The sequence below is a fragment of the Herpetosiphon gulosus genome (genome assembly GCF_039545135.1).
Lineage (GTDB): Bacteria > Chloroflexota > Chloroflexia > Chloroflexales > Herpetosiphonaceae > Herpetosiphon > Herpetosiphon gulosus.
Genome location: NZ_BAABRU010000005.1, coordinates 72,679 through 95,332 on the forward strand (window position 1 = coordinate 72,679; position 22,654 = coordinate 95,332).

Annotated in this window: 19 protein-coding genes; 5 read left to right on the forward strand and 14 right to left on the reverse strand. The window is 50.3% G+C overall.

The window, feature by feature from the left end:
* Nucleotides 1-27: 27 nt before the first annotated feature.
* Entirely contained in the window at nt 28-1,707 is a 1,680-nt protein-coding gene (ettA, locus tag ABEB26_RS07980) for an energy-dependent translational throttle protein EttA (protein WP_486348298.1), read from the reverse strand.
* Between the two features lie 269 nt (nt 1,708-1,976).
* Here ettA and ABEB26_RS07985 point away from each other — a divergent pair, with 269 nt between their 5' ends.
* Together ABEB26_RS07985 and ABEB26_RS07990 are read left to right on the forward strand one after the other, a co-directional pair.
* On the forward strand, nt 1,977-3,641 hold the full coding sequence (locus ABEB26_RS07985; protein WP_345721442.1) for a ribonuclease H-like domain-containing protein: 1,665 nt from the start codon (nt 1,977-1,979) through the stop codon (nt 3,639-3,641).
* 94 nt (nt 3,642-3,735) lie between these two features.
* Nucleotides 3,736-4,182: a methyltransferase family protein gene (locus ABEB26_RS07990; RefSeq protein WP_345721443.1), complete on the forward strand. Its 447-nt coding sequence runs from the start codon at nt 3,736-3,738 to the stop codon at nt 4,180-4,182.
* A 38-nt stretch (nt 4,183-4,220) separates the two neighbouring features.
* On the opposite strand, the gene ABEB26_RS07995 is transcribed toward ABEB26_RS07990, so the two are convergent.
* Together ABEB26_RS07995 and ABEB26_RS08000 are read right to left on the reverse strand one after the other, a co-directional pair.
* Entirely contained in the window at nt 4,221-5,654 is a 1,434-nt protein-coding gene (locus ABEB26_RS07995) for a glycoside hydrolase family 13 protein (protein WP_345721444.1), read from the reverse strand.
* Between the two features lie 117 nt (nt 5,655-5,771).
* Nucleotides 5,772-7,142, reverse strand: coding sequence for a cytochrome P450 (locus tag ABEB26_RS08000; RefSeq protein WP_345721445.1), 1,371 nt, complete (start codon nt 7,140-7,142; stop codon nt 5,772-5,774).
* Nucleotides 7,143-7,564: 422 nt separating this feature from the next.
* Between ABEB26_RS08000 and ABEB26_RS08005 the strand changes: the two genes are divergently transcribed.
* A complete protein-coding gene (locus ABEB26_RS08005) occupies nt 7,565-9,379 on the forward strand; it encodes an ABC transporter ATP-binding protein (RefSeq protein ID WP_345721446.1) in 1,815 nt (604 codons plus the stop codon).
* A gap of 449 nt (nt 9,380-9,828) precedes the next feature.
* Here ABEB26_RS08005 and ABEB26_RS08010 read toward each other — a convergent pair whose 3' ends face one another.
* The 5 genes from ABEB26_RS08010 to ABEB26_RS08030 form a co-directional block, all read right to left on the reverse strand.
* Nucleotides 9,829-10,350, reverse strand: coding sequence for a cysteine hydrolase family protein (locus ABEB26_RS08010; RefSeq protein ID WP_345721447.1), 522 nt, complete (start codon nt 10,348-10,350; stop codon nt 9,829-9,831).
* Complete coding sequence (locus tag ABEB26_RS08015; RefSeq protein ID WP_345721448.1) at nt 10,350-12,203, reverse strand: SUMF1/EgtB/PvdO family nonheme iron enzyme; 1,854 nt, start codon at nt 12,201-12,203, stop codon at nt 10,350-10,352. The genes ABEB26_RS08010 and ABEB26_RS08015 overlap by 1 nt, the downstream gene beginning before the upstream one ends.
* A 133-nt stretch (nt 12,204-12,336) precedes the next feature.
* On the reverse strand, nt 12,337-12,933 hold the full coding sequence (locus tag ABEB26_RS08020) for a LysE family translocator (protein WP_345721449.1): 597 nt from the start codon (nt 12,931-12,933) through the stop codon (nt 12,337-12,339).
* A 15-nt stretch (nt 12,934-12,948) separates the two neighbouring features.
* Entirely contained in the window at nt 12,949-13,452 is a 504-nt protein-coding gene (locus tag ABEB26_RS08025) for a hypothetical protein (protein ID WP_345721450.1), read from the reverse strand.
* Nucleotides 13,453-13,460: 8 nt separating this feature from the next.
* Nucleotides 13,461-14,174 carry a site-2 protease family protein gene (locus ABEB26_RS08030; RefSeq protein WP_345721451.1) on the reverse strand — a complete coding sequence of 238 codons (714 nt, stop codon included), beginning with the start codon at nt 14,172-14,174 and terminating at the stop codon, nt 13,461-13,463.
* A 314-nt stretch (nt 14,175-14,488) separates the two neighbouring features.
* On the opposite strand from ABEB26_RS08030, the gene ABEB26_RS08035 reads away from it, so the two are divergent.
* Complete coding sequence (locus ABEB26_RS08035) at nt 14,489-15,268, forward strand: HAD-IIA family hydrolase (protein WP_345721452.1); 780 nt, start codon at nt 14,489-14,491, stop codon at nt 15,266-15,268.
* Nucleotides 15,269-15,392: 124 nt separating this feature from the next.
* Here ABEB26_RS08035 and ABEB26_RS08040 read toward each other — a convergent pair whose 3' ends face one another.
* The 6 genes from ABEB26_RS08040 to ABEB26_RS08065 all read right to left on the reverse strand — a co-directional run bounded on the left by ABEB26_RS08040 (nt 15,393) and on the right by ABEB26_RS08065 (nt 21,578).
* Nucleotides 15,393-15,812 carry a hotdog fold thioesterase gene (locus ABEB26_RS08040; protein ID WP_345721453.1) on the reverse strand — a complete coding sequence of 140 codons (420 nt, stop codon included), beginning with the start codon at nt 15,810-15,812 and terminating at the stop codon, nt 15,393-15,395.
* On the reverse strand, nt 15,809-17,185 hold the full coding sequence (locus tag ABEB26_RS08045; RefSeq protein WP_345721454.1) for an ATP-binding protein: 1,377 nt from the start codon (nt 17,183-17,185) through the stop codon (nt 15,809-15,811). Before ABEB26_RS08045 ends, ABEB26_RS08040 begins: the two co-directional genes overlap by 4 nt.
* Nucleotides 17,186-17,188: 3 nt before the next feature.
* Entirely contained in the window at nt 17,189-17,872 is a 684-nt protein-coding gene (locus ABEB26_RS08050) for a response regulator transcription factor (RefSeq protein ID WP_345721455.1), read from the reverse strand.
* 64 nt (nt 17,873-17,936) lie between these two features.
* Nucleotides 17,937-18,359: a hypothetical protein gene (locus ABEB26_RS08055; protein WP_345721456.1), complete on the reverse strand. Its 423-nt coding sequence runs from the start codon at nt 18,357-18,359 to the stop codon at nt 17,937-17,939.
* 252 nt (nt 18,360-18,611) lie between these two features.
* Nucleotides 18,612-19,901: a DUF1501 domain-containing protein gene (locus ABEB26_RS08060; protein ID WP_345721457.1), complete on the reverse strand. Its 1,290-nt coding sequence runs from the start codon at nt 19,899-19,901 to the stop codon at nt 18,612-18,614.
* Nucleotides 19,902-19,910: 9 nt separating this feature from the next.
* On the reverse strand, nt 19,911-21,578 hold the full coding sequence (locus ABEB26_RS08065; RefSeq protein ID WP_345721458.1) for a DUF1800 domain-containing protein: 1,668 nt from the start codon (nt 21,576-21,578) through the stop codon (nt 19,911-19,913).
* Between the two features lie 246 nt (nt 21,579-21,824).
* On the opposite strand from ABEB26_RS08065, the gene ABEB26_RS08070 reads away from it, so the two are divergent.
* Nucleotides 21,825-22,475, forward strand: coding sequence for a class I SAM-dependent methyltransferase (locus ABEB26_RS08070; protein ID WP_345721459.1), 651 nt, complete (start codon nt 21,825-21,827; stop codon nt 22,473-22,475).
* The last annotated feature ends 179 nt before the right edge of the window (nt 22,476-22,654 follow it).

The window sequence follows — 22,654 nt, forward strand, 5'->3', positions numbered from 1 at the left end:
GCTGGGCGGGAGAGGGGGCGAGGGAAATTAATCGCGGCGTAGTTTACGATAGGTGATGCGATGCGGGTGATCGGCGGCACTGCCTAAGCGTTTGCGGCGATCAGCCTCGTATTCGCTGTAGGTGCCAGGATACCAAACTACTTGACTATCGCCTTCAAAGGCCAGCATGTGGGTGGCAACCCGATCGAGGAACCAGCGATCGTGGGAAATAATCACGGCACAGCCGCCAAAATTTTCCAAGGCTTCTTCCAAGGCTCGCAGGGTATGCACATCCAAGTCGTTGGTTGGTTCGTCGAGCAGGATAACGTTTGCGCCCGATTTGAGCATTTTGGCTAGATGCACGCGGTTGCGTTCACCACCAGAGAGGCCGCCGACTTTCTTTTGTTGATCCGAGCCTGAGAAATTGAATCGAGCCACATAGGCGCGTGAATTGACCGTGCGTGGCCCAAGCTGAATCTGCTCAGCACCTTCGGAAATTTCTTCCCAAACAGTTTTTTCGGGGTCAAGCGTTTCGCGGCTTTGGTCAACATAGGCCAATTTGACGGTTGAACCAACTTCAAACACGCCGCTATCAGGCTGTTCTTGGTCGGTAATCATGCGGAACAAGGTCGTTTTACCAGCACCGTTTGGTCCAATAATGCCCACAATCCCGCCAGCAGGCAAATCGAGGGTCAAGTTTTCGTAGAGCAACTTATCGCTGAACGATTTACTCACATTATTGGCGCGAATCACGATATCGCCCAAACGTGGCCCTGGTGGAATGAAAATTTCCAATTCGCCTTGAGCTTTTTCAGTATTTTGGCTGAGCAATTGCTCGTAGGCGTTGATCCGGGCTTTGCTCTTGGTTTGACGCGCCTTGGGAGCCATGTTGATCCAATCCAACTCGCGTTGGAGAGTTTTTTGGCGTTGCGATTCGGCTTTTTCTTCATTGGCTAGGCGTTGTTGTTTTTGCTCAAGCCACGATGAATAATTGCCTTTCCACGGAATGCCTTGACCTCGATCAAGCTCCAAAATCCAGCCAGCCACATTATTTAAAAAGTGGCGATCGTGAGTGACCGCGATGACCGTGCCAGGATATTCTTGCAAGTGCTTTTCAAGCCAAGCCACCGATTCAGCATCAAGGTGGTTAGTTGGTTCGTCGAGCAGCAAAATGCTTGGCTCTTCGAGCAACAGCCGACAGAGCGCCACGCGGCGGCGTTCACCACCAGAAAGCACCTCAACTGGTGTATCGGATGGGGGACAGCGTAGCGCATCCATGGCGAAATCGAGGCGGCTATCCAAATCCCAGGCATTCATTTGGTCAAGCTTATCTTGCACCTCGCCTTGACGTTGGATCAGCGCATCCATCTCGTCGTCGCTCATAGATTCGCCGAATTTGGCGTTGATTTCATCGTATTCGCGCAAGGCATCGACGACGGGCTTGACCGCTTCTTCAACAATTTGGCGCACCGTTTTGCTGGCATCAAGTTGGGGTTCTTGCTCAAGATAGCCGATGCTATAGCCTGGAGCTAAAACCGTTTCGCCTTGAAACTCTTGATCAACGCCCGCCAAAATGCGCAACAGGCTGGATTTACCCGAGCCATTCGTACCCAGTACGCCAATTTTTGCCCCATAAAAATAGGATAACGAAATATCCTTCAAAACTTGCTTATTCGGCGGATGAATTTTGCTCACCCGAATCATCGAGTAGATAACTTTGTTATCCACAAACACCTCACATCTAGGCCAGAGTTCATTCGGCCTTATTGTACTTGAATTTGATAGAACATAGAGCAAAGAACATAGAGCATCGGATCGGTTGTCGAGGACGAGAGATCAAGTTTTGATCCACGAAGAGCACGAAGAACGCAACCGCGAAGCATTTTTAGCCACGAATTGCACAAATTTCACGAACGTTTTCATCCCTCATTCCTCATCCTTCATCCTTGTCTTATGGTATGCTTACCCCATTTGCCAATGCACCAGAGGGATGTTGTATGCTACGAGTGTCGGATGCTCTGCGGCTATTATTACAAAACCAAACAGTGGTAGGCAACGATTGGCTACCGCCCACCAAAATTCGCTCGCTCTACTTAAATGATCCTGCCGCGATTTGGCTGGAGCATCATGGCGCGGCGCATGGTTTTGCCCCTGAAACGCTCAGTTATGCTTTTATCGATTTTCTGGCGGAAAAAGGCCAGCAATTCGAGCTGGCTTGGCTGCAACGTGTCGCGCCCAATGCCGTTCAGGTTTGTATCGAACCCTATGAAGGCCGCGAAGCTCAGCGTGTCGCCCAAACTCTCGATCTAATTGAGGCCGGAACGCCTGTGATTGCCCAACCAGCCTTGTGGTGGCCGACTGAGCGAATTTTTGGCACCCCCGATTTGATTGTACTTAGCTCGTGGTTTCGCCAACAATACCCTGAACAGGCACATTTGGTCGACGAAACTGAACATTATTTGGTGCTTGATTTGAAGTTTTCAAGCAATCTTGAGAAGCGCGAAAAAGCTGCTGATTTGAGTTGCTACAGCGCTCAAACTCGTATGTATAGTTATATGCTAGGTCAGATTCAGGGCATTATGCCGCGGCATGCCTTCCTAATTACCCGTGATCGCTTGCATAATCCAATCTCGATTCCAATCGAAGTTCAGCTTGATCAGCCGCTTGATGCTGATATTCGCCAAAACTGCGAGCGCTATTTCGAGATTGTGCGCGATGGCGGCCAATATGTGCCCTGGAACGACCCGATTGTGCAGTTGAACCCGAATGTTAACGATGAACGCTGGGGCAAAGCCCGCACCCAAATTCGCCAACGCCAACCAGGTGGCGAGATGTTGCGGCTCTGGAATATTGGCGCGGCGGCCCAACAAAAATTGGTCAAAGCTGGGATTACCAGTTTGGCCAGCCTCATGAACGCCGCCAGCCAAAGCTTGCCCAAGGGCGTGATGAAATATCCCGACCCGATGAAAGCGATTATGCAAGCCAACCATACAGGCCTTGCCCAGCGTGCCCAAGGGATTGCACCAGCCGCCAAACCCTACGAATTTTTTGTTGATTTTGAGTTTTTTAGCAATTTGAATGTGAATTTTGAGCAGCAATGGCCCACGCTCCAAGGTACGCCCATGATTTTTATGATTGGGATTGGTTGGTTGGAAAATGGTCAGTGGCACTACCACGAGTGTATTGCTGAGCGCGAAGATCATGCTGCCGAGCAAGCAATCTTGGCTGAATTCATCGCCGTGTTACAAGCCCAAACCAATCAGCAGCTTGATCAAGCGGTACTCTATCATTGGCATAACGCCGAGCCAGTTGAATGTCGCCATGCTGCGGCCCGTCATCAATTGCCCAGCGATCATCTGTTGCTCAATTTGCCATGGTTCGATTTGAAAAATGTGTTGGTGGATAATGCTTGCGCTGTGCCAGGCGCGTGGGATTATTCACTCAAAAGCATTGCCAAAGCTTTGGCCGCACTTGATCCCCAATATGATCCGGCTTGGCCCAGCGATTTAGCCGACGGCTCTCAAGCCCAATTAGTTGGTTGGTATGCCTATCGCCAGTCCAATCCACGCGCCAGCGCCGAAATGCAATTGCTCAGCCGTTATTTAGAGGCCGATTGCCGTGCGACCTGGAAAATTTTGGCATGGCTGCGAGCTGATGATTAATAATGTTAATAGATAGGCCATAGTTTGCTGATTTCATTGATTCAACGGCTGTGCTAGATTGAGCAGCAGTTGTTGTGGAAAGGAATCGCTGGCTATGCAAAAATTACTCCCGCCAAGGCTCTTTTTGTTGACGATTGGCCTCATGCTGGGATTACGCTGGCTTTGGCCAATTGGGCTTTTAGTGCCAACGCCGTTTAATTGGCTTGGTTTGTTGATTGGGGTTGCTGGTTTGGCTGTCGCGATCAGCAGCGCCCGCCATTTTCGCCAAATTGGTACAAATATTATAACCTTTGGTCAGCCTGATCGTTTGGTAATTTCAGGTTGGTTTTGTTGGAGTCGCAACCCCATGTATTTGGGTTTTAGCCTCAGTTTATTGGGCATTGCCCTGTTGCTTGGCGCGGCGATCTCGAATTTGGTGCTGGTTGTGGCATTCGTCATTATTGTTGATCGTTGGTATATTGCCTTTGAAGAGCGGGCGATGCTAGCGAATTTTGGCGAGCAGTATACCGCCTATCAAGCCCAAACCCGCCGCTGGATTTAGCAAATCAGGGCTGCCCGCCGCTGGGCAGCCCTGATTGATTATTCAGCTTGTAATACCAAATGCTTCCACGGAGCCAATGCTACCTCGCGAATTTTGCCCTCGGCCACGCTATATAGCTCGCCAGTTTGCACATCGCGATAGTGGGCGACGCTGGGTAATTGGGCATGCAACGGCAAATCAAGCGTCCATGGCGTTTCATTATTGTTCAGCACTATCACAAATTGGCTTTGCGTATCCCAACGGGCACAAGCAAAAATATTCATATCGTTGTCGGCAAACAGCGTTGCATAATGGCCAGTCCGTAAGGCATTATGCTCATGACGAAATTTAACCCAGCGTTTGGTCCAAGTTTGGAGATCGGTCTGCCAGGTTTGCGGTTGATCCCACGGGAAACAGCGCCGACAATCGGGATCTTTGCCGCCATGCAAGCCAATTTCATCGCCATAATAGATACATGGCGCACCAGGAAAGATTAATTTGAACAAAACCGCCAATTTCATGCGCTCTAAAGCCCATTTGCCAGCTTCTTCGGCAACGCTTAAAAAGCGTGCAGTATCGTGCGAACCAAGCAAATTAAATTGGACATAGGTCACTTGCGGCTGATAACGCACAATCAAATGGTCGATTCCAGCGGCAAAATCGGCAGCTCGCATCCGATAGCTAGCAAAGAAATCGGTACATAAATCACGAAACAAATAATTCATCACGGCATCAAATTGATCGCCTTGCAGCCAAGCTGAGCCGTCAGTCCAAATTTCGCCCACAATATAGGCTTCAGGATTAATATCTTTGACAATTGTACGAAACTCACGCCAAAAATTATGATCATCAATTTCATTTGGCACATCCAAGCGCCAACCATCAATGCCTAATTCAATCCAATAGCGAGCTACATCAAGCAAATATTTGCGCACCGCCGGATTATCGGTATTGAATTTGGGCAACTCGCGAAAATCCCACCAAGTACGATAATTGGCTGAATAGCGTGATTCGTAGGGATGAATTGGAAAGCGTGAGATATGAAACCAATTAGTGTAGGGTGAGTGCACACCGTTTTCAATTACATCGTGAAAAGCAAAAAAGCCGCGGCCACAATGATTAAACACTGCATCGAGAATAACTTTAATTCCACGGCGATGCGCTTCATTCAATAAGGTTTTAAAGGTTTCTAGCGTACCAAAATGGGGATCGATTTTGAAATAATCGAAGGTATTGTATTTATGTGAGGTTGTGGCTTGAAAAATTGGGTTGAGATACAGCGCATTAATGCCCAAATCAACTAAATAATCAAGCTTATCGATAATTCCTTGCAAATCGCCGCCCATATAATTATACAAGGTTGGGCTTGTACCCCAAGGCTGCGCATTCGCCGGATCATTGGTTCGATCACCATTGGCAAAGCGCTCAGGGAAAATCTGATAAAAGACGGCATGTTTGACCCATTCGGGCGTTTGCCAATCGCTGGTTGTCATAGCTACTCCTGTTGATCGTGGCTTCGCAGCGTATGGTACCACAAGCAACTCGTGCCAAGCCAAAATCGGCATGGAAGTATGCTCCATGCCGATCACAATAAACGCACTTAAATTGATTTAGCTGTTACGGCGGGCGACCAAGCGCAATTTGAAGCTACTGTCGGGGGCTGGGGTTGGGGCAAAAACTTTCTTCAACTTGTAATCAATTGGATCAGCTTCGAACTTGGCATAGTGCAACAGGGCAGCAGTGGTCAGCATAATTTGGACTTCGGCTAGGCCAGCACCCAAGCAGGTGTGTGAGCCAGTGCTAAATGGCGCGAATGCCCCAGGAATGCGGTGCTCGTTACGCGGAGCCAAATAGCGATCAATATCGAATTTTTCTGGCTCGGGGTGGAGTTCGGGCAAGAAATGGCCGACCGTAGTTGCTACCAAGGTGCGTATACCTGCATCAACCCGATAGCCACCAAACTCAAATGGAGCTTTGACGGTGCGCGGCACAGCTGGCGCAATTGGATACATGCGGAAATTTTCAAGCACCACGCGATGCAACACTTCCATTTTGCGCAAATCGGCTGGATCAGGCACGCCATTGGCAAACAACGCATCGGCTTCGGCTTCAACTTGTTCGTATAGCTCGGGCTTGGTGGTCAGCACATACAACAAGAATGCCATCGTATTGGCGACCGTATCCAAGCCTGCGATATATGGCCCCAAGGCGGTCATGACCAAATCGCCTTCAGGCATTAAGCTAGGATCATTGGTAGCGGCAATAATATCGTCGATCAGGCTTGGTGGGCGGTTGGTATCGCGTGCACCGTTACGATGCGCTTTCAGTACCTGCTTGCTCAATTCCAAGCTACGGTCGCGGGCACGCCGATATTCAGGCAGCATGCGCAAAATGCCTGGGCGTTGGCGCGTGATGTGGGTCATGAGCGCAATCCGCACGAATGTCCGCACATCATCGATATAATCACCTGGGCCTTGGCCTGCAATCAACATCCCCAATTCATCGGTAATCAAGCGTTGGAGTTGGGTGACTGTGCTTTTTGATGTACCAACCTGCCATTGATCCAAAAAGCCATGAACAACCTTGAGTACTTCGGGAAATTGCGTTTCAATCGTTTGGCGGCTATAACCGCGTTTTTGCAAGGCCCGCAAGCGCGAATGCTGTTCGCCATCGACGCTAATCAGCGATTTCGAAGCACCCATTTCAGCATCCATTGAGTGCCAGGTTTCCCACGAGCTAAAATGCTTGGTACCTTCGCGGGCTAAAAAGAGACATGCCTCAGGCCCAGCCAAAATTGTAAATTTATTGTTGAGGGCTTTGACGCGAAAAATCGGGCCAAATTTTTGATATTGCTTAACGAAAAAATCAATTGGATCGCTGAGCATTGCCTGCAAACTGCCCACCAAAAACGAGCCATCGGCAACCGGGGGCAATGGCGCATCGGTTGGGCCACTCTTCCAGAGCATCTGTTGAACAGTCATAACACCTCCGCAAATCCTTAAAAATAATTGACACCGCTCCTATCACTATAACACGAACCAAAGAGCCTTGACTAGGGTAAACTGCCCAAACTTAGGTCTAGGTTATTTGCATGAAGATAATATCCCCTCACCCCCTAACCCCCTCTCCCGCCCAGCAGGCGAGGGGGAACCACCGTATCATGACGATTGGAATGCCCCTCTCCCGCCGCAGTGGGCGAGGGGTCGGGGGTGAGGGCACGCTAAACCTACCCTTGATCCCGCTCCCCTTCGTGCTCTTCGCGCTCTTCGTGGTTTCAGTGATCTACCTTCACAATCCCGCCAAATTGGTGTGGAGATCCGACTTAGGGCGGTAGTGAGTTGGGGTAAAATCAACGATACTAACAAGGTCATAAACAGCAAATCTGAGCTACTTGGGGTGAATTATGGGCTTTATTATGGATGGGCTTGATGCCGAGGCCTATGACCGGACGTATACCGATGGTCAGTTATTGCGCCGCATCATGCACTATTTCTCGCCGCAACGCCGTGCCATGGCGATTGCTGCGGGAGCAATTTTTTTGAATGCAGTGCTGGATACAGCCTTACCAATTTTTGTTTCAATTAGCATCGATCAGCTACAGATTGATCGGAGCCTAAGTACATTTATCTACTTGGCGGTTGGTTTGAGCTTGATTGCCACGCTAGCTTGGGTTTTTAATGCAGTTCGCCAGCAGCTCTCTAGCCGCGCCGTGGGCGATGTGGTGCTAGCCTTGCGCGAAGATGCCTGCGATGCAGTGCTTGAGCGTGATATGTCGTTCTACGATACCTTTCAATCGGGCAAGGTCGTCAGTCGAGTCAACTCCGATACCCAAGCCTTTTCGCAGGTCATGACCCTGACCCTCGATCTATTGAGCCGCTTGTTGCTGGTCAGTTTGTTGATTGGCTACCTGTTTACGATTGATGTCAAGCTGACCTTTACCTTGCTGGGCTTTGCCCCGATTATCTTTTTATTTGCTTTGGCCTTCCGCAAAATCGCCCGCCGCACAATCACCCAATCGCGTCGGATGACTGCGACGGTGAGCAGCCACATTCAAGAAACCGTCAGCGGAATTGGTGTGGCCAAAACCTTTCGCCAAGAGCCAGTGATTTACAGCGAATTTCATGAAGTTAATGAAAAATCGCGCAGCGTTAATCAAAAAACCCGCTTTGTATTTAGCAGCATCTTTCCATTGATGAACGGTTTGGCGGGGATTGGCACGGCTTTGCTGGTGTATTGGGGCGCAGTTTCGGTCAATACTGAAAGTTTAAGCATTGGCGATTGGTTCTTGTTTGTCCAAGGCTTGACCATGTTTTGGTTCCCATTGACCAGTATTGCCTCATTCTGGAGCCAATTTCAACTGGGTTTAGCCGCAGGCGAACGGGTTTTTGCCCTAATTGATGCGGAATCGAATGTGGTGCAAAATAATAATCGCAAACTCATGCCTGTGCATGGCCGGATCAACTTCAAGCAGGTTAATTTCAGCTATACCCCCGATGAACCAGTGTTAGGCAATTTCTCACTAGAAATTCAGCCAGGCGAAACGATTGCGTTGGTTGGGCATACAGGCTCAGGTAAATCGAGCATTGCCAAACTAATTGCCCGTTTCTACGAGTTTCAACATGGCACGATTGAAATCGATGGTGTGGATATTCGTGAGCTTGATCTTGGTGATTATCGTAGCCAACTCGGGATTGTGACCCAAACGCCATTCTTGTTTGATGGCAATGTGCGTGAGAACATTCGCTATGGCAAGCCCGATGCCTCTGATGAAGAAGTCCAAACCGTAGCACGCTTGGTTGGCGGCGGCGATTGGTTGGGCAGCTTGCCGAATGGCCTTGATACCGATGTTGGTGAGCGTGGCGGCAATCTCTCGCTTGGCCAACGCCAATTGGTGGCCTTAGCTCGCGTGTTATTGCAAAATCCAGCGATTGTAATTTTGGATGAGGCGACCGCCAGCATCGATCCGCTAACCGAAGCCTTGATTCAAGAAGGGCTTGATGTGATTTTGAAAGATCGCACAGCAATTGTGATTGCCCACCGACTCTCGACCGTGCGCCATGCCGACCGAATTATCGTGCTGCGCAAGGGCGAAATCATCGAAACTGGCAGCCACGAAGGCCTGCTCGATCAAGCTGGCCATTATGCCGAACTATATAACACCTATTTCCGCCACCAAAGCCTTGAATATATTGAGTCAGGTGCGAAGGATGAATTATGAAGGTTAGAGCATAGATGTAATGGATTATACGGTTAACAACCAGTTCCACCGTGCCCTCACCCCCAGCCCCTCGCCCACTGCGGCGGGCGAGGGGAGCACTCCCGGTTCCCCCTCGCCTCGCGTGCGGGAGAGGGGGCGAGGGGGTGAGGGAAAACGATCATTGCTAACCCAATAAACCATTACACATAGAGCAAAGAACATAGAACATAGGGTTAAGTCAGAGGTCAAAAAATCAAAAGGCAAATCAGAATTAGAACTTAACGCAGAGGCACAGAGAAGATATGGTTATGAATTGATGGCTTTGGGCTAGCACGATCATAATCCTAAACATCTGTGTCAATCTGTGGCGAAAAATAATCATTCGTGTAATGCGTGCAATTCGTGGCTAAAAAATCTTCGTAGATCAAAGGAACGCCGATCGCTGAGTTTCTAGCGATCGGCGTTGCTGATTAAAATGTAATGTTGGTGGTTGAATAGACTTTGGCAAAATTGCGCAGCACGCTATTATGGTGGGCAATAATTTGGGCTGCTTTGAGCGTTTCGCCATCGAAGGTGCTATGGGCATCGGCGGCGAGGCTCACGCGAAACCCGCGCGACCAGGCTGCCCGACAGGTGGTATCAATGCACAATTCAGTTTGAAAGCCCGCTAAAACTAGCTGTTTGATCTCGCGCTGGCGTAGCATTTCGGCCAAATCGGTGTGTAAAAAGGCGTTGGGCGTTTCTTTTTGCACAACCAAATCGCCTGCTTGGAGCTTGCAAACCTCGTGCAGTTGCCAACCAGCGCTGCCTGGGGCATCAGGATCATCGGGGCCGCCATTATGTTGCACATACACCACTGCTGCATTGTTGGCTCGTGCAGCACTAATTAATCTAGCAATTGCTTCCAACACACGTTCACCAGCATAGACCGTTGCCTCGGGTGCGAACATATTGACTTGAACATCCAGCAACACTAAGGCAGTTTGTGTCATTACCAATCCTCGCGTACATCAGCGGCACAACGGAAGCCTACCTCAAAATCAGCATCGTTGGCAGCAGCTATGTTGCGATTCGCTCCGCGTAATGCATCCGGCGAACACGACCACGACCCACCACGGGTGACGCGCAAGCCAGCATTCTTAGGGAAATCGCGGCCATCACTTGGGTCATAAGGATAGCGCTTATAGGCCGTATCTGTCCACTCCCAAATATTGCCAGCCATTTCTGCTGCGCCACACGGACTATCGCCTTGTGGTGAATAAGCGCCAATTGGCACGGTTCCGCCTGCCCCGCCTTCACGCGCATTGGCGCGATGCTCATCCCATTGATCGCCCCAAGGATAAACCCGCTTATGCCCAGTTGTGGCATCCCAAGTTGCCGCTTTTTCCCATTCAGCTTCGGTTGGCAGCCGCTTGCCCGCCCAACGTGCATAAGCTCGCGCTTCGTCGTGAGTTATTTCGACGACTGGATGATCTTCGATGATATGTGGCGGCAATGGGCCACCCCAATAACGTGGCGCAGTTGTGCCAGTTTCCTGCACAAAACGGGCATAATCGGCGCATGTCACCGGAAAACGGTCGATCAAAAAGGTTTTGAGGTCAAGCCGATGCACCGGAACTTCATCGGGATCATTGCCTTCGCTGCCCATGGGCATTGGTCCAGCCATAACCCGTACCATTTCACGTCGATCGCCTTCCCAGATAATGCCATGCGGCAAGCGTTCAGCACGGAGTTCGCTTGGTACATGCAATGGGCGGCTGGGCTGCCCCGCATTGATGGTCGAGCGCGGTTGAGTGCCGATGCGTGGTTGACTAATTGCCACAGGCGTAGCCACCGCTTGAGCCGCAGCTTGCAGGGTTCGGGCGGTTGCCGCTTGAGCAATCACGGCAGGTTGGCTGATGCTGACCGCTTGATCTTGCTCAAGCACCCGTTCGAAGACCATATGCAAGGCCGCAGCGCTCGGCGGGCGATGCTCAGGCTCAATCGCCATGGCTCGATCGATTGCCCGCGCCAACAAGACTGGAATATCGGGGCGAGCTTGTTCGACAGTTTGCATCGAAATGCCCCGCAAGCGGTTGGGTGCTTCGGGCGGCATCTTACCAACTAATAAATGATAGAGCGTTGCACCCAAGGCATACAAATCTGAACGTGGGTCAGTACCTTGACCCAGATATTGCTCAATTGGCGAGTAGCCACCTGAATAGGCTTGGGCAGCGCGAGTTGTGGCCGAGCCATCGCGATATTCTTTGGCAATCCCCAAGTCAATTACCATCAAGTCGCCGTGTGGAGTCAAACGTAAATTTGCAGGTTTAATGTCGCGGTGAATAATTGGTGGCTCTTGGGTGTGCAAATAGGTCAGCACATCACAGACGATTTGACCCCATTCAGCCACCTTGCGCCACGAAACCATCTCTTTGGCTTCATCCATCATCTTTTCTAAATCTTTGCCAGGTGCATATTCCATCACCAAAAACTGAGCCCCGCTGGGATCAGTAAAATAATCGGTGACTTTGGTCATGCTGGGGTGACGCAAACGCGCCAACAATTGGGCTTCGGCCAAAAACTGCGCATGAGCCGATTGATCAAATTCATTATTTTCTTTGATAGCGCAGGGCGTTTTGAGCCGCAAATCGATTGCGCCATAAACCCGACTAAAACCACCAGCTCCAATAAAGGTCATAATTTTATAACGCTCTTGGAGAATCACCCCACGCCGCAGCGTGCCGCTTGCTTCGCGTGGAAGGTTGATAGCAAGTGGTGTTGGCGCAACCGTTCCACAATGCGAACAGAATCGTGCACCTGGTGCTAGCGACATTTGACAATTTGTACACGCTAATGCGTTCATAACAGTACTCATCTATGGTTAAAAGCTTGGGTTCGTTCGATTATAGCATTATGCTCTCAAGCAAAGAGTGTACCAAGGTCAAGCTTTATTGCCACCTGAATGGGGGATAATGCCTAACCTGATCAATTGCCGATCAGCCTAGATATTCAGCTATAAGTACTATGCCCAAGCCAATCAATAACAGACTACAGCCGCGCATAACCCAACGATAGGCCGCGCCTTGCAAAAAGCGCCGCGAACGAGCGACGATCTCGCACAGGAAAATTTTGCTGCCAATCAACAAAAGATAAAAGACCAGCAAAAAACTGACAGTCGCCAACCAACTATGCTGACGTTGAATGCTAATTAGCAATGGCCCGCCTACTGGCAGCCAAAATAACCATGGATGCGGATTAAGCCAGTTGGTAATTAAAGCCCGCCATAAGCTAGCCCATGGTGCGCCACTTGCCTCAGCTGGTGGTTTGGCTCGCCAGGCATCGATCCCCATCCAAATCAGAAATAGCCCACCTGCCAAACCTAACCAACGATTGATACTGGCTGGCAAGGCATTGGCCACAAACAGCGCGATCAAGATAATTGGTGCATCGGTCAATAATGGGGCACAGGCCACCAAATAGCCTGCACGGCGGCCATGCTCCAAGGTTTCGCGAATCACCAAGCCCAACATTGGCCCAGGCAAGAGGCCAGCAGCCAGCCCCAAGCCCAACGCCTGTAGCAGATATTCAATCACAGCCGATTCCTTGAATTAATGCTGATCGTCGGCCCAACGCAAACGAGCAGCCAAACCAGTTGGGGCATCATCATGATAATGGCGAATTGTCGCCACAATTGTGGTCGAACACCCAGCCTCAGCGGCTAAATCAGCACCCAGCGGCCCATGATGGGCATAACGATAGATTGAACGACACCACCAACGTGGCTGTTGCGCGGCCCAAACATAGAATCGCGGCGCGAGCTGCTTCCATACCACCGCAATCCCATACCAAATCAACGATACGGGCCGACCTTGACGATCAACCTTACCAGTATCGTGATATAAAGCCAGACGTAGTAACTCACTATCCTGCTCACCAGCAGCGACCAAGGTGGCATACACATCAAGGCAATGGCGTTGATCATACAGCGGCATGCGTTCAAACAGTGGATACTCGTGGCTGGTCAAAAGTTGTTGAACTAAGGCACGCTCGGCAGGAGTTACCGTGGCCCGTAAAGCCGCCCAGAGTTGGCCTAAGCGCATCAGCGCACTCATGAAAACTCCTAGGCCTCAGCATGATCATGGTTATGTCCAACGGCATGGCAACAACCAGCAAATGGCAAAACGATCCGTTGAAATAATTGGTAGATCGGAGCAATCATGGCATCTAAAATCCGTGGGTCAAGATCAAGCTGACCAAGATTAAGCCGATTGATCATCCATGGCAAGAGAATTAAGATCATCAAAATAATATTGGCTGGCCGCCGTAAACGCTCCATCGGTGTAGCCCAACCTTGCGGCAACAAGCCAGCAAAGGTATTAAAGCCATCAAGTGGTGGCAAGGGCAGCATATTAAAGGCCGCCAAGCCAATATTAGTTATAATCACATAATAGAGAAAGGTATAGAGTTGCTCCGAGAGCCACATCCCGCCATTAATATAGAGCGGGATGGCAAAGATTGAGGCTAATAATAAGTTGCTGGTTGGGCCTGCTAACGACGAAAGTGCAAAGCCTCGCCGCCCCCAGCGAATCCGAAAGACGTTAATTGGCACAGGCCGACCCCAGGCCATTGGAGCATAACCCAGCATTACGAAAAACATCATAAACGCACCCAGTGGATCGAAATGCACCACCGGATTGAGCGAAACCCGCCCTTCTTGGGCGGCAGTTGGGTCGCCTAAACGCAAGGCCACAAAGGCATGCGAAAATTCATGGATGGTTACACCTAAAACAATCGCCACCAAGCGCATGACAAATGTATTTAAATCAATCTGCATACAAGGCTCTCCCCACGAGCAACAGCATTATCAGGCTGTATCCTACCACGAATTAGCCCTGATAATGCTGCTGGTCTAAGTTGAAAGATAAGGTTTATCTATATCTTACAAAGCCTATAACTCCAGAGGCTTCTTTGATTGGTTTGTCATCCATAGATCGTCCTTTAGGGGTGCAGGGGGATGAAAATACCCTGCGTTTCCCTCCGGCGGAGGGACGGAAGGGAGGCAAACTGGGTATCTGCTGGAATCGAGAACGTGCAAACTCTAAACTGATACAATTGGGCTCAGATCTATTTGAAATAAAGGAAATTGCAATGCCAATTCGCGGATGTTTAATTGATCTTGATGGCACGATTTATAGCGCTGGCACACTTATCGAGGGGGCGGTGGCGGCGATCGAACAATTACGGGCAGCTGGCTATCAATTGTTATTTTTAACCAATACCGATTCACAATTGCCCGAAACCTTAGCTGCCAAACTCCAAGCCCGCCAAATCCCGATCCAAGCCCATGAAATTATGAACCCGCTCCAAGCGATTGCCACCTATCTGGCCGATACTGACCCCAATTTATATATTCTGGCTCCGCAAATCGTCAAAACATGGCTCGAACAGCAGTATCCGCCTAAGCCTGAAGAGCCAGTGAGCCATGTGGTGTTGGGGCATTGTGGCGATGTCGATGGCTATGCAAGCCTTAACCTAGCCTTTCGACATCTTTTGCAGGGAGCTGAATTTCTAGTGAGCCAGCCTGGCCGCAATTATTTAAGCAACACTGGTTTGAACCTTGATACTGGGGCGTTTGCGGCCTTGCTGGAATATGCCAGCCAAATTCAGCCAACGATTTTGGGCAAGCCTACCAAAACCTTTTTTGAACAGGCCATGCAAGCTTTGAATCTTTCAGCAGATGAAGTTGTCGTGGTCGGTGATGATTTGACGACCGATATTGTGGGGGCGGCAAACAGTGGGATGGCGAGTGTCTGGTTGCGCACAGGCAAGGGCCAGGATCAAACATTAACCCCCAGCATGGCGCAACCAACCTGGATTTTAGAGAGTATTGCCGAGTTACCAGCGCTTTTGGCAGAAGTTAATAATTGAACTACGTGGGCGTTCCCTCACCCCCGACCCCTCTCCCACTGCGGCGGGCGAGGGGCGTTATGATCGGATGGTTCCCCCGCGCCTCGCTGTGCGGAAGAGGGGGTCAGGTGGTGAGGGCATGGCCCTAAGCTTCAGCGTCAACCACTGCCACCGTGCAGCGTGAAACACAGATCAAGCGATCTTGCTCATCGCTAATTCGTACTTCCCAAACTTGGGTGCGCCGCCCACGATGCAGTGGTGTGGCCACTCCGGTTACCACGCCGTTACGGACTGAGCGCAGATGGTTGGCGTTGATTTCGACCCCGACAACCAATTGATTGTTGTGCATCACATTGGCCCAGCCAGCCACCGAGGCCAGCGATTCGGCCAAAACCACCGATGCGCCGCCGTGCAGCAAGCCAAATGGTTGATGCACTTTGCGCTCAACTGGCATCGTGGCTACCACCCGATCCAAACTGACTTCGGTAAAGCTAATTCCAAGCGTATCAGCGAGTGTGCCCCGTTGAAACTCGTTCATTGCGCTTACATCAGGCAAATCGTTCATACACCCTCCTTGGTGCTGATTGCTCGTAAAGCAACATAGAAACTTGAACCTTGGTTCGGCACACTGGTTGCCCAAACCCTGCCACCCATCGCGGTCACGAGGCCTTTGACGATTGCTAAGCCCAAGCCAGTGCCACCAGTATCTCGAGTGCGAGCTTTATCGGTGCGATAAAAACGCTCGAAAATTGTGGCAGCCTCGGTTGGGTCGAAGCCAGCGCCAGTGTCGTGAACGCCCAAAATAACTTCACCAGCACTTTGGCGAGCAGTCACGCGAATTTTACCACCTTGTGGGGTGTAACGAACGGCATTTTGTAAAAGATTAACCAGCACTTGTTGTAAACGTGATGGATCAGCATGGACCAAATCGATCTGTTCGGCGCTATCGTTGGCTAGCTCTAATTGTTTTTCGCGTGCCGCCAATTGCATGCGATTGACCGCGCGATTGACGACATCTTGGGGTTCTAGTTCGACTGGGTTGAGGCTCAACTGGCCTGCATCGGCCAAGGAAAGGGTGCGTAAATCTTCAATCAGATGATTCAGCTGTTGCACTTCCTCGCCCAATGAGCTAATCACCTCAGGCGTGGGCTTGCTTACGCCATCTTCGATACTTTCAAGCTCAATTTGCAGTACGCTCAGGGGGGTACGCAATTCGTGGGCAATATCGGCGACCATTTGGCGGCGGACTTGCTCCGAGCGATGCAGTTCGCTGCTCATGGTGTTGAAAGCTTGGCTTAATTCAGCAATTTCATCGTTGCCTGAATCGTCAACTTGCACTGAACGCTCGCCCTGAGCTAATTGATGCACAGCGGCGGTTAGGCTACGCAATGGCGCAGCCAAGGTTCGCGCAAGGCCGATGCCAATTGCCAATGCTAAGAGGGCGGTAATTCCTCCGGCCAACCAAATATTGCGCCGCACCATGCTCAAAAAATAATCTTCATCTGCGCCAAATTGGCCTTGATTGGGCCGCACAATCACTGTGCCAATGACTGTGCCATCTTCAGCACTAATTGGTTCGCCGCGCTCGATATCGCGTTGGGTAATTGTGTTGGTTGGTTTATTGATTTGGCCGCGCCCACGGCTATCAAAGACGATTTCGCCAGTTATATCAACCACCACCACATGGCGAAATTGCGGCGGCATGAACGATCGTGGCCCAAGCTGCATACAACGCTGGCCGTTAAAATCCCAACTGCCAATAATTTCATAGCAAGTGGCCAAGGTTGGGGCAAACTCTTGGGCTGCTTGTTTGGCCTGTTTGGCCGCAAGATCGCTAAAATAGCGATTGACGGTGAAATTTGCCACCGCCGTAATCAGCAAAATTGCAACGAGGGCAACTGCGATGTGGGTTAATAATAATTTTCGTTGCAGTTTCATACTTTATTCCGCAAATTTGTAGCCAACGCCAAAGACCGTCAAAATATAGCGTGGAACGCTGGGATTTGGCTCGATCTTGCGACGGACATTTTTGATATGGGCATCGACGGTGCGGTCGTAGGCCTCGCCTTCTTCACCTTGGACAGCATCAAGCAATTGGCTACGGGTCAAGGGGCGGCCTGCTGAGCGCACTAAAGTTACCAATAAATCAAATTCGGTCGGAGTTAGGCTGGTGATCGGATTTTGCTCAATCACGACGGTGCGACGTTGCAGGTCGATCTCAATCCCACTTTTGCGGACAATCATGGGTGGTTCTAGCTCGCCATTGACCCGGCGTAATACAGCTTTAATGCGGGCAACGACTTGGCGCGGCGAAAATGGTTTGGTAATATAATCGTCAGCGCCCAATTCCAAGCCCGCCAATGAATCAACTTCCTCAACTCGGGCAGTTAACATAATAATTGGAACGCTTGATTCGGAGCGTAAGGTACGACAAACCGTAAAGCCATCAACCATCGGCAACATCAAATCGAGCAAAATCAAATCGGGCTGTTCGCGCCGCGCCATATCAAGGCCTGCTTGGCCATCGCTGGCGGTGATGGTGCTATAGCCTACGCCCTCTAAATAATTTTGTAAACCAATCGCAATTTTGCGCTCGTCTTCAACAATTAAAATTTTTGCACTCATACAAGCCTCCACTGGGTGATGGTTGTATTGTAGCCTGAACCCGTGAAGAATCTGCGAAGATCGCTTATTTGCGCGAAAAAACCAGCCGTTTACGTTGCTTGTTGCTCAAAACGTTGTAGATAAATACCCCAAAATCAAAATGCTCCTCGTCGAGGCTGGCATTTTCGTTGGGAACGAGCGGTGCGATCCAAGCTGGCGGGGTGTAACTCCAGCGCAACCGCTCATACACATGTTCATAGACAATCAGGGTGTTGGTTTCGCCGCGAATCACATCGGCGCTGGTGGCATCGCCAATTTGCAATTCACGCCGATTCAAACGCAAAAATAGCCCGCGGGGAGTACGATAAAACACCACTGCGCTGCCAGGCAACATACAAATTAAGCCATCGATGGCGCGTGGATTGGAAATTTTCAACGGTGCTAAGATCGCGTCATCGGGATCAAAAAAATAATGCGAATGATACCGAGCAAACTCTTGCAAAATCATAGGCTATCTCGTCCATGGCAGCTGGCACAATCAGCCTAGGTTGCTAGCGATCTCACACATTCGCTGCAACCTTTGAAGCCCTGATCAACCGATTAGCTGCGCTACTAAATCCTGTCGTAATTGTATAAGCAAATGGACTTTTACGGATACCGAATGCTTTTTGTGTTATATCCCAACATGGATTAGCAGCCATCCGAATTTTGGATGGCTGCTAATAACGCTATAATCAAGCTGTTAGGCGCAACGACGCTGCTAGCGGCGGGCCATTGGTAAGTATGAGCGGAAGCCTGAAGTCCAATCAATCGTTAGATCTGTGCCACGGACTAAGCCCAGCGGTTGATATTGGCTAATTTGCGGGAAGACTAAGCCTAAACGATTGTTGCGCAAGCGCCGAACCACAATTTCGCTCAAAATCGTGCGATAGTCGGTGGTGATCGCTAAATCAACGCCATAGTCAAGTTGGGCATTGGCGAGGCCTGGCCAGCGCCCGAAAATCCGCCCACCATTGACGTTGCCGCCTAAAACCATGGCCAAATTGCCGTGGCCATGGTCGGTGCCAGCGCTGCGATTGGCCTTCAAACGGCGGCCAAATTCGCTCATCACTACAATCGTTAACTTGCTATGATAATCAATCAAGTCGTTGTAGAAGGCATGCAGCGAACGGGTCAATAAATCAAGTTGGTTGCCCAAAATTGGCACTTGCGATTCATGAGTATCCCAGCCACCAAAATCAAGCGTTGCCACTTGCAAGCCAACATCGAGTTTGATCATCTGGGCAATCGCTTTGAGTGAATCCGACAAACCGCCAGCGGGATAGGTGGTAATTGGCACATACGGATTAGCGGGGTTACGCGCTTTGACCGCCGCGATTGAGCTAAGCAAACGGGTGGCTGGGCCATCGAGCAAACTACCAGTTTGGCCATAAATTTCGTTTAATGAGGCTTGTTGTTGTGCTCCATAGGTCGAATAGCCCTGCATTGCGTAGCGCTGCACATTCGAGATCGTCACAGCGTTTGGGCTGCCTAGCAACGAAGCGGGCAAAGCTGAGCCAGTTGACATGACTGGCACAACCCCGTCGGGGCGGGTGGCGGCCATGTGGCGAGTTAGCCAACCAGTGCTGGTCGATTTATTGTCGGGCGTGCCACGTTCCATAAAATCCATGGCATCGAAGTGGCTGCGCGTGCCGTTGGTCAAGCCGCTGGCGTGAATAAAAGCCAAATCTTGGCTATCGTACAATTCTTTGAAGGCAGCAGCTTTGGGATGCAACCAAAATGGCACATTACTCAACGAACCTAATTCAAAGCCTGCGCCTGTGCCACTGCCTGGAAAGGTGATTGTGCTACGGGCGGCTTGAAAATTGGCATCATCAAGCGGCGAGACAATCCCGATGCCATCGCAGCCGCCGCGTAAAAACACCACTACAAAAATATCGCGTTGAATATCGCCTGGCTCAGCAAAGGCCAAACCACCTAACCGACCACCAGCCATGGCTGCAATCGCACTACTACAGCCAACCACAAATTGACGACGTGTTAAATCCATTGCAGCCTCCTAACGGGTATAAAATTCAGGGAGCATGCCAATCATATGCACAAGGCTGCTCAAGCGTAATTTAACGTCATTGGCGGTTCCAGTTGGTGGTTGATCGAGGTTGCCGTTTTGGCCCATCAGTTTGAGCAATTTGGTTTTGACCAAGGCTGAAGGTTGATAGCCCAGCATACGCATAATCCAGAAATCGACAATCTGACGCACGGTGGTTACGCTGCCGGGCATTTGGCCTTGTAGATCGAAGGTTGCTGGCGGGAAATAGCTTTGCTGCAAGTGGAATAACAGGTTCCAGGTATTGAGCAGGGCGTTGCTGCTGCTCCAATAGCCGCTCTCGTCGGGGTGTCCAGTTGGGGTAGCCCAGTTGAACATGCGATAGCCCGCCAAGGTAACCCAGGTAAATAGCTCGGCGCTAGGTTTGACTTCGGCTCCAGTTGAGCGCAAATAGGCTGCAACAACTTCATTCGGTCGGCGAATCTTGCCGCCCCATGTGCTCAAAAATTCTGGAGCTAGCAAAATCGTGCGAATAGTTTTTTTGATCTGATCAGGGGCGGTGTAGTTAGCTGTCCAAGTTGCTACAGCTTTATCAATTAACGAGGCTGGCGGATTATCGCTGACCAAACGGCGGCAGAGTTTGGTACAAAGATTGCGAATTGTGGCCGGATGTTTGGCCACTAAATCCAACACGGCTTTGCCATGAGCTTGCGGGCCAGCATTGGCATTTAAAAAGTTGGCCAGCACAATCTTTTGAGCATTATCGTTCCATGTATCGAGATAATGGAACAAGCCAGTATTGGGAATGCCGCCTGTGCCATCAGCCACCGTCCAGCCCGTAAAGGCACGGGCCGCCTCGTAGACATCTTGATCGATATAGCCGATTGGGCGGCCTTGGGAATCGCGCGGCACTTCTTGCCAGTTGTCGTAGATATTATTGAGGTAGTTTTGGGAGCCGAAGGTGTGCAATTCAAACAATTCGCGAGCATAATTTTCGTTGGCAGGGCCGTCGCGGCTGGTAGCATTATCAAGGTAATACAACATAGCGGGACTGGTGGCAACCGCTTCGAGAAACGTGCGGAAGTTGCCATAACAATTAGTGCGAATCACGCTTTTGTCGTAGTGTGACCAAAGCGAGGAGATGCGGGTATCGCTATAGGCCCAAACATTAAAGTGATTATGCCAAAAATCGGTCATAATCTCGAACAATTGCCATTTGCTGTAGATTGCGCGAATCCAATTGGCGGCTACAACTTCGTCGATTGGGCGAATGCGCTCAGCGTTGGCTGGATGTACGCGCAATTCCCATAATTCGGGCTGGGTTTTGTTGAGGGTAACGAGGCCGCGCATTTCATCCATTGCTGGAAAGCCAGTGCCAGCGGCGTAGACGATGCGCAAAGTGGCGTTGGCGATGCGGGTGTTACAATCGGTGTCGTTGTTGAAATTAGGGTTAAGCTGCTCATCGACATAGGCAGTTAAACCCATAGTACGAACTCGGGCGAAATCGCCCGAACGTGCTCCGTAGGCCATACGCGAGAGCGCGATGACCTCGAATGGCGGAGTTGCCATGGCTTCAGTTGTCGAGGGTTGCAGCGACGCTGCCCCAACATCCTCATGAACGACTGCGCCTGTGGCCCCTAGCGCAGCGCCCAACAATAACTGGCGACGCGAAAGCGACATACAGACTCCTTAAAAGAGCTAAAAAAATTAACCTAGGCCAAATGATAGGCGTTAGTCTAACGACCTTTAACCAAGGTTTTATTAATAGGATGTTAATTAATTATGAGCAATTAATATTTGAATCAAGTGTGAGAAGCGTGTAGGATAATCACCATTGTGATGCGGTTAGCCCATGCACCCCTTTTTCTCGCCAGCAATTTGCTTGGGGCATCGGTTGCACCTTTGTGAGAGATTAAGGAGCCTGCAATGGAAGCAACATTTTGGATTAATTCTTGGCAACAAGGCGGTAGCGCAACCAGCTTTCATCGGCGCGATATTCACCCGTATGTTGAACATTTTGCCACGCCTGAATTTTTGCAGGGCAAACGGGTGCTTGTGCCCCTATGTGGTAAAACTAACGATCTGCGTTGGTTCAGCCAATATGCCGAGGCCGTGATTGGGGTGGAGTTGGTGACCACCGCGATTGAGCAATTTTTCGCTGAGCAAGAGCTTGATTATGTTCAGCCCGACCCAACCAGCTATGTTTCAGGCAATATTACGATTCTGAATCGCGATGTCTTGAGTTTAACCAGCGCTGATGTGGGCAACATCGATTTAGTTTATGATCGGGCGGCCTTGGTTGCCTTGCCCCACGAAATGCGCAACCACTATCGTGCGACGATCGATCAATTATTGCCGGTTGGCGGTCAGCAAATGATTATCACTTTAGAATATGCGCCGCTGATGGCGACCCCACCATTTAGCATCACGCCAACCGAGATAGAGTTTTACTATGGCGAGCGCTATTTTATTAGCCATTTTGCTGCGCCCAGCCAGCCTGAACATCGCATGGTCGCTAAATTCAATTTGCAATTTCTCAAAGAACATGGCTTTTTGATTACCCGCTATCAGAAGTAGAGAGCGGGGTTTAACGCAGAGGAGCAGAGTTGAGGCAAGGGGCTAGGATTCAGGGATCAGGGGTCAGACGTTAATGTAGTGAAATGAGGGATGTACGTAATGCGTGCATGGGTAGCTAAAACCTGAACTTCGTGATTGTCAAACTGATCCCTAATCCCTGACCCCTGATCCCGCTCCCC

What these genes read in the sequence shown, in the direction of transcription:
- ABEB26_RS08070 (WP_345721459.1), top strand. Translation starts at nt 21,825, where the DNA reads ATGGAAGCAACATTTTGGATTAATTCTTGGCAACAAGGCGGTAGCGCA.
- ABEB26_RS07995 (WP_345721444.1), bottom strand. Translation starts at nt 5,654, where the DNA reads ATGACAACCAGCGATTGGCAAACGCCCGAATGGGTCAAACATGCCGTC.
- ABEB26_RS08040 (WP_345721453.1), bottom strand. Translation starts at nt 15,812, where the DNA reads ATGAACGATTTGCCTGATGTAAGCGCAATGAACGAGTTTCAACGGGGC.
- ABEB26_RS08000 (WP_345721445.1), bottom strand. Translation starts at nt 7,142, where the DNA reads ATGACTGTTCAACAGATGCTCTGGAAGAGTGGCCCAACCGATGCGCCA.
- ABEB26_RS08025 (WP_345721450.1), bottom strand. Translation starts at nt 13,452, where the DNA reads ATGAGTGCGCTGATGCGCTTAGGCCAACTCTGGGCGGCTTTACGGGCC.
- ABEB26_RS08030 (WP_345721451.1), bottom strand. Translation starts at nt 14,174, where the DNA reads ATGCAGATTGATTTAAATACATTTGTCATGCGCTTGGTGGCGATTGTT.
- ABEB26_RS08050 (WP_345721455.1), bottom strand. Translation starts at nt 17,872, where the DNA reads ATGAGTGCAAAAATTTTAATTGTTGAAGACGAGCGCAAAATTGCGATT.
- ABEB26_RS07990 (WP_345721443.1), top strand. Translation starts at nt 3,736, where the DNA reads ATGCAAAAATTACTCCCGCCAAGGCTCTTTTTGTTGACGATTGGCCTC.
- ABEB26_RS08035 (WP_345721452.1), top strand. Translation starts at nt 14,489, where the DNA reads ATGCCAATTCGCGGATGTTTAATTGATCTTGATGGCACGATTTATAGC.
- ABEB26_RS08010 (WP_345721447.1), bottom strand. Translation starts at nt 10,350, where the DNA reads ATGACACAAACTGCCTTAGTGTTGCTGGATGTTCAAGTCAATATGTTC.
- ABEB26_RS08065 (WP_345721458.1), bottom strand. Translation starts at nt 21,578, where the DNA reads ATGTCGCTTTCGCGTCGCCAGTTATTGTTGGGCGCTGCGCTAGGGGCC.
- ABEB26_RS08060 (WP_345721457.1), bottom strand. Translation starts at nt 19,901, where the DNA reads ATGGATTTAACACGTCGTCAATTTGTGGTTGGCTGTAGTAGTGCGATT.
- ABEB26_RS08005 (WP_345721446.1), top strand. Translation starts at nt 7,565, where the DNA reads ATGGGCTTTATTATGGATGGGCTTGATGCCGAGGCCTATGACCGGACG.
- ABEB26_RS07985 (WP_345721442.1), top strand. Translation starts at nt 1,977, where the DNA reads ATGCTACGAGTGTCGGATGCTCTGCGGCTATTATTACAAAACCAAACA.
- ABEB26_RS08015 (WP_345721448.1), bottom strand. Translation starts at nt 12,203, where the DNA reads ATGAACGCATTAGCGTGTACAAATTGTCAAATGTCGCTAGCACCAGGT.
- ABEB26_RS08045 (WP_345721454.1), bottom strand. Translation starts at nt 17,185, where the DNA reads ATGAAACTGCAACGAAAATTATTATTAACCCACATCGCAGTTGCCCTC.
- ABEB26_RS08055 (WP_345721456.1), bottom strand. Translation starts at nt 18,359, where the DNA reads ATGATTTTGCAAGAGTTTGCTCGGTATCATTCGCATTATTTTTTTGAT.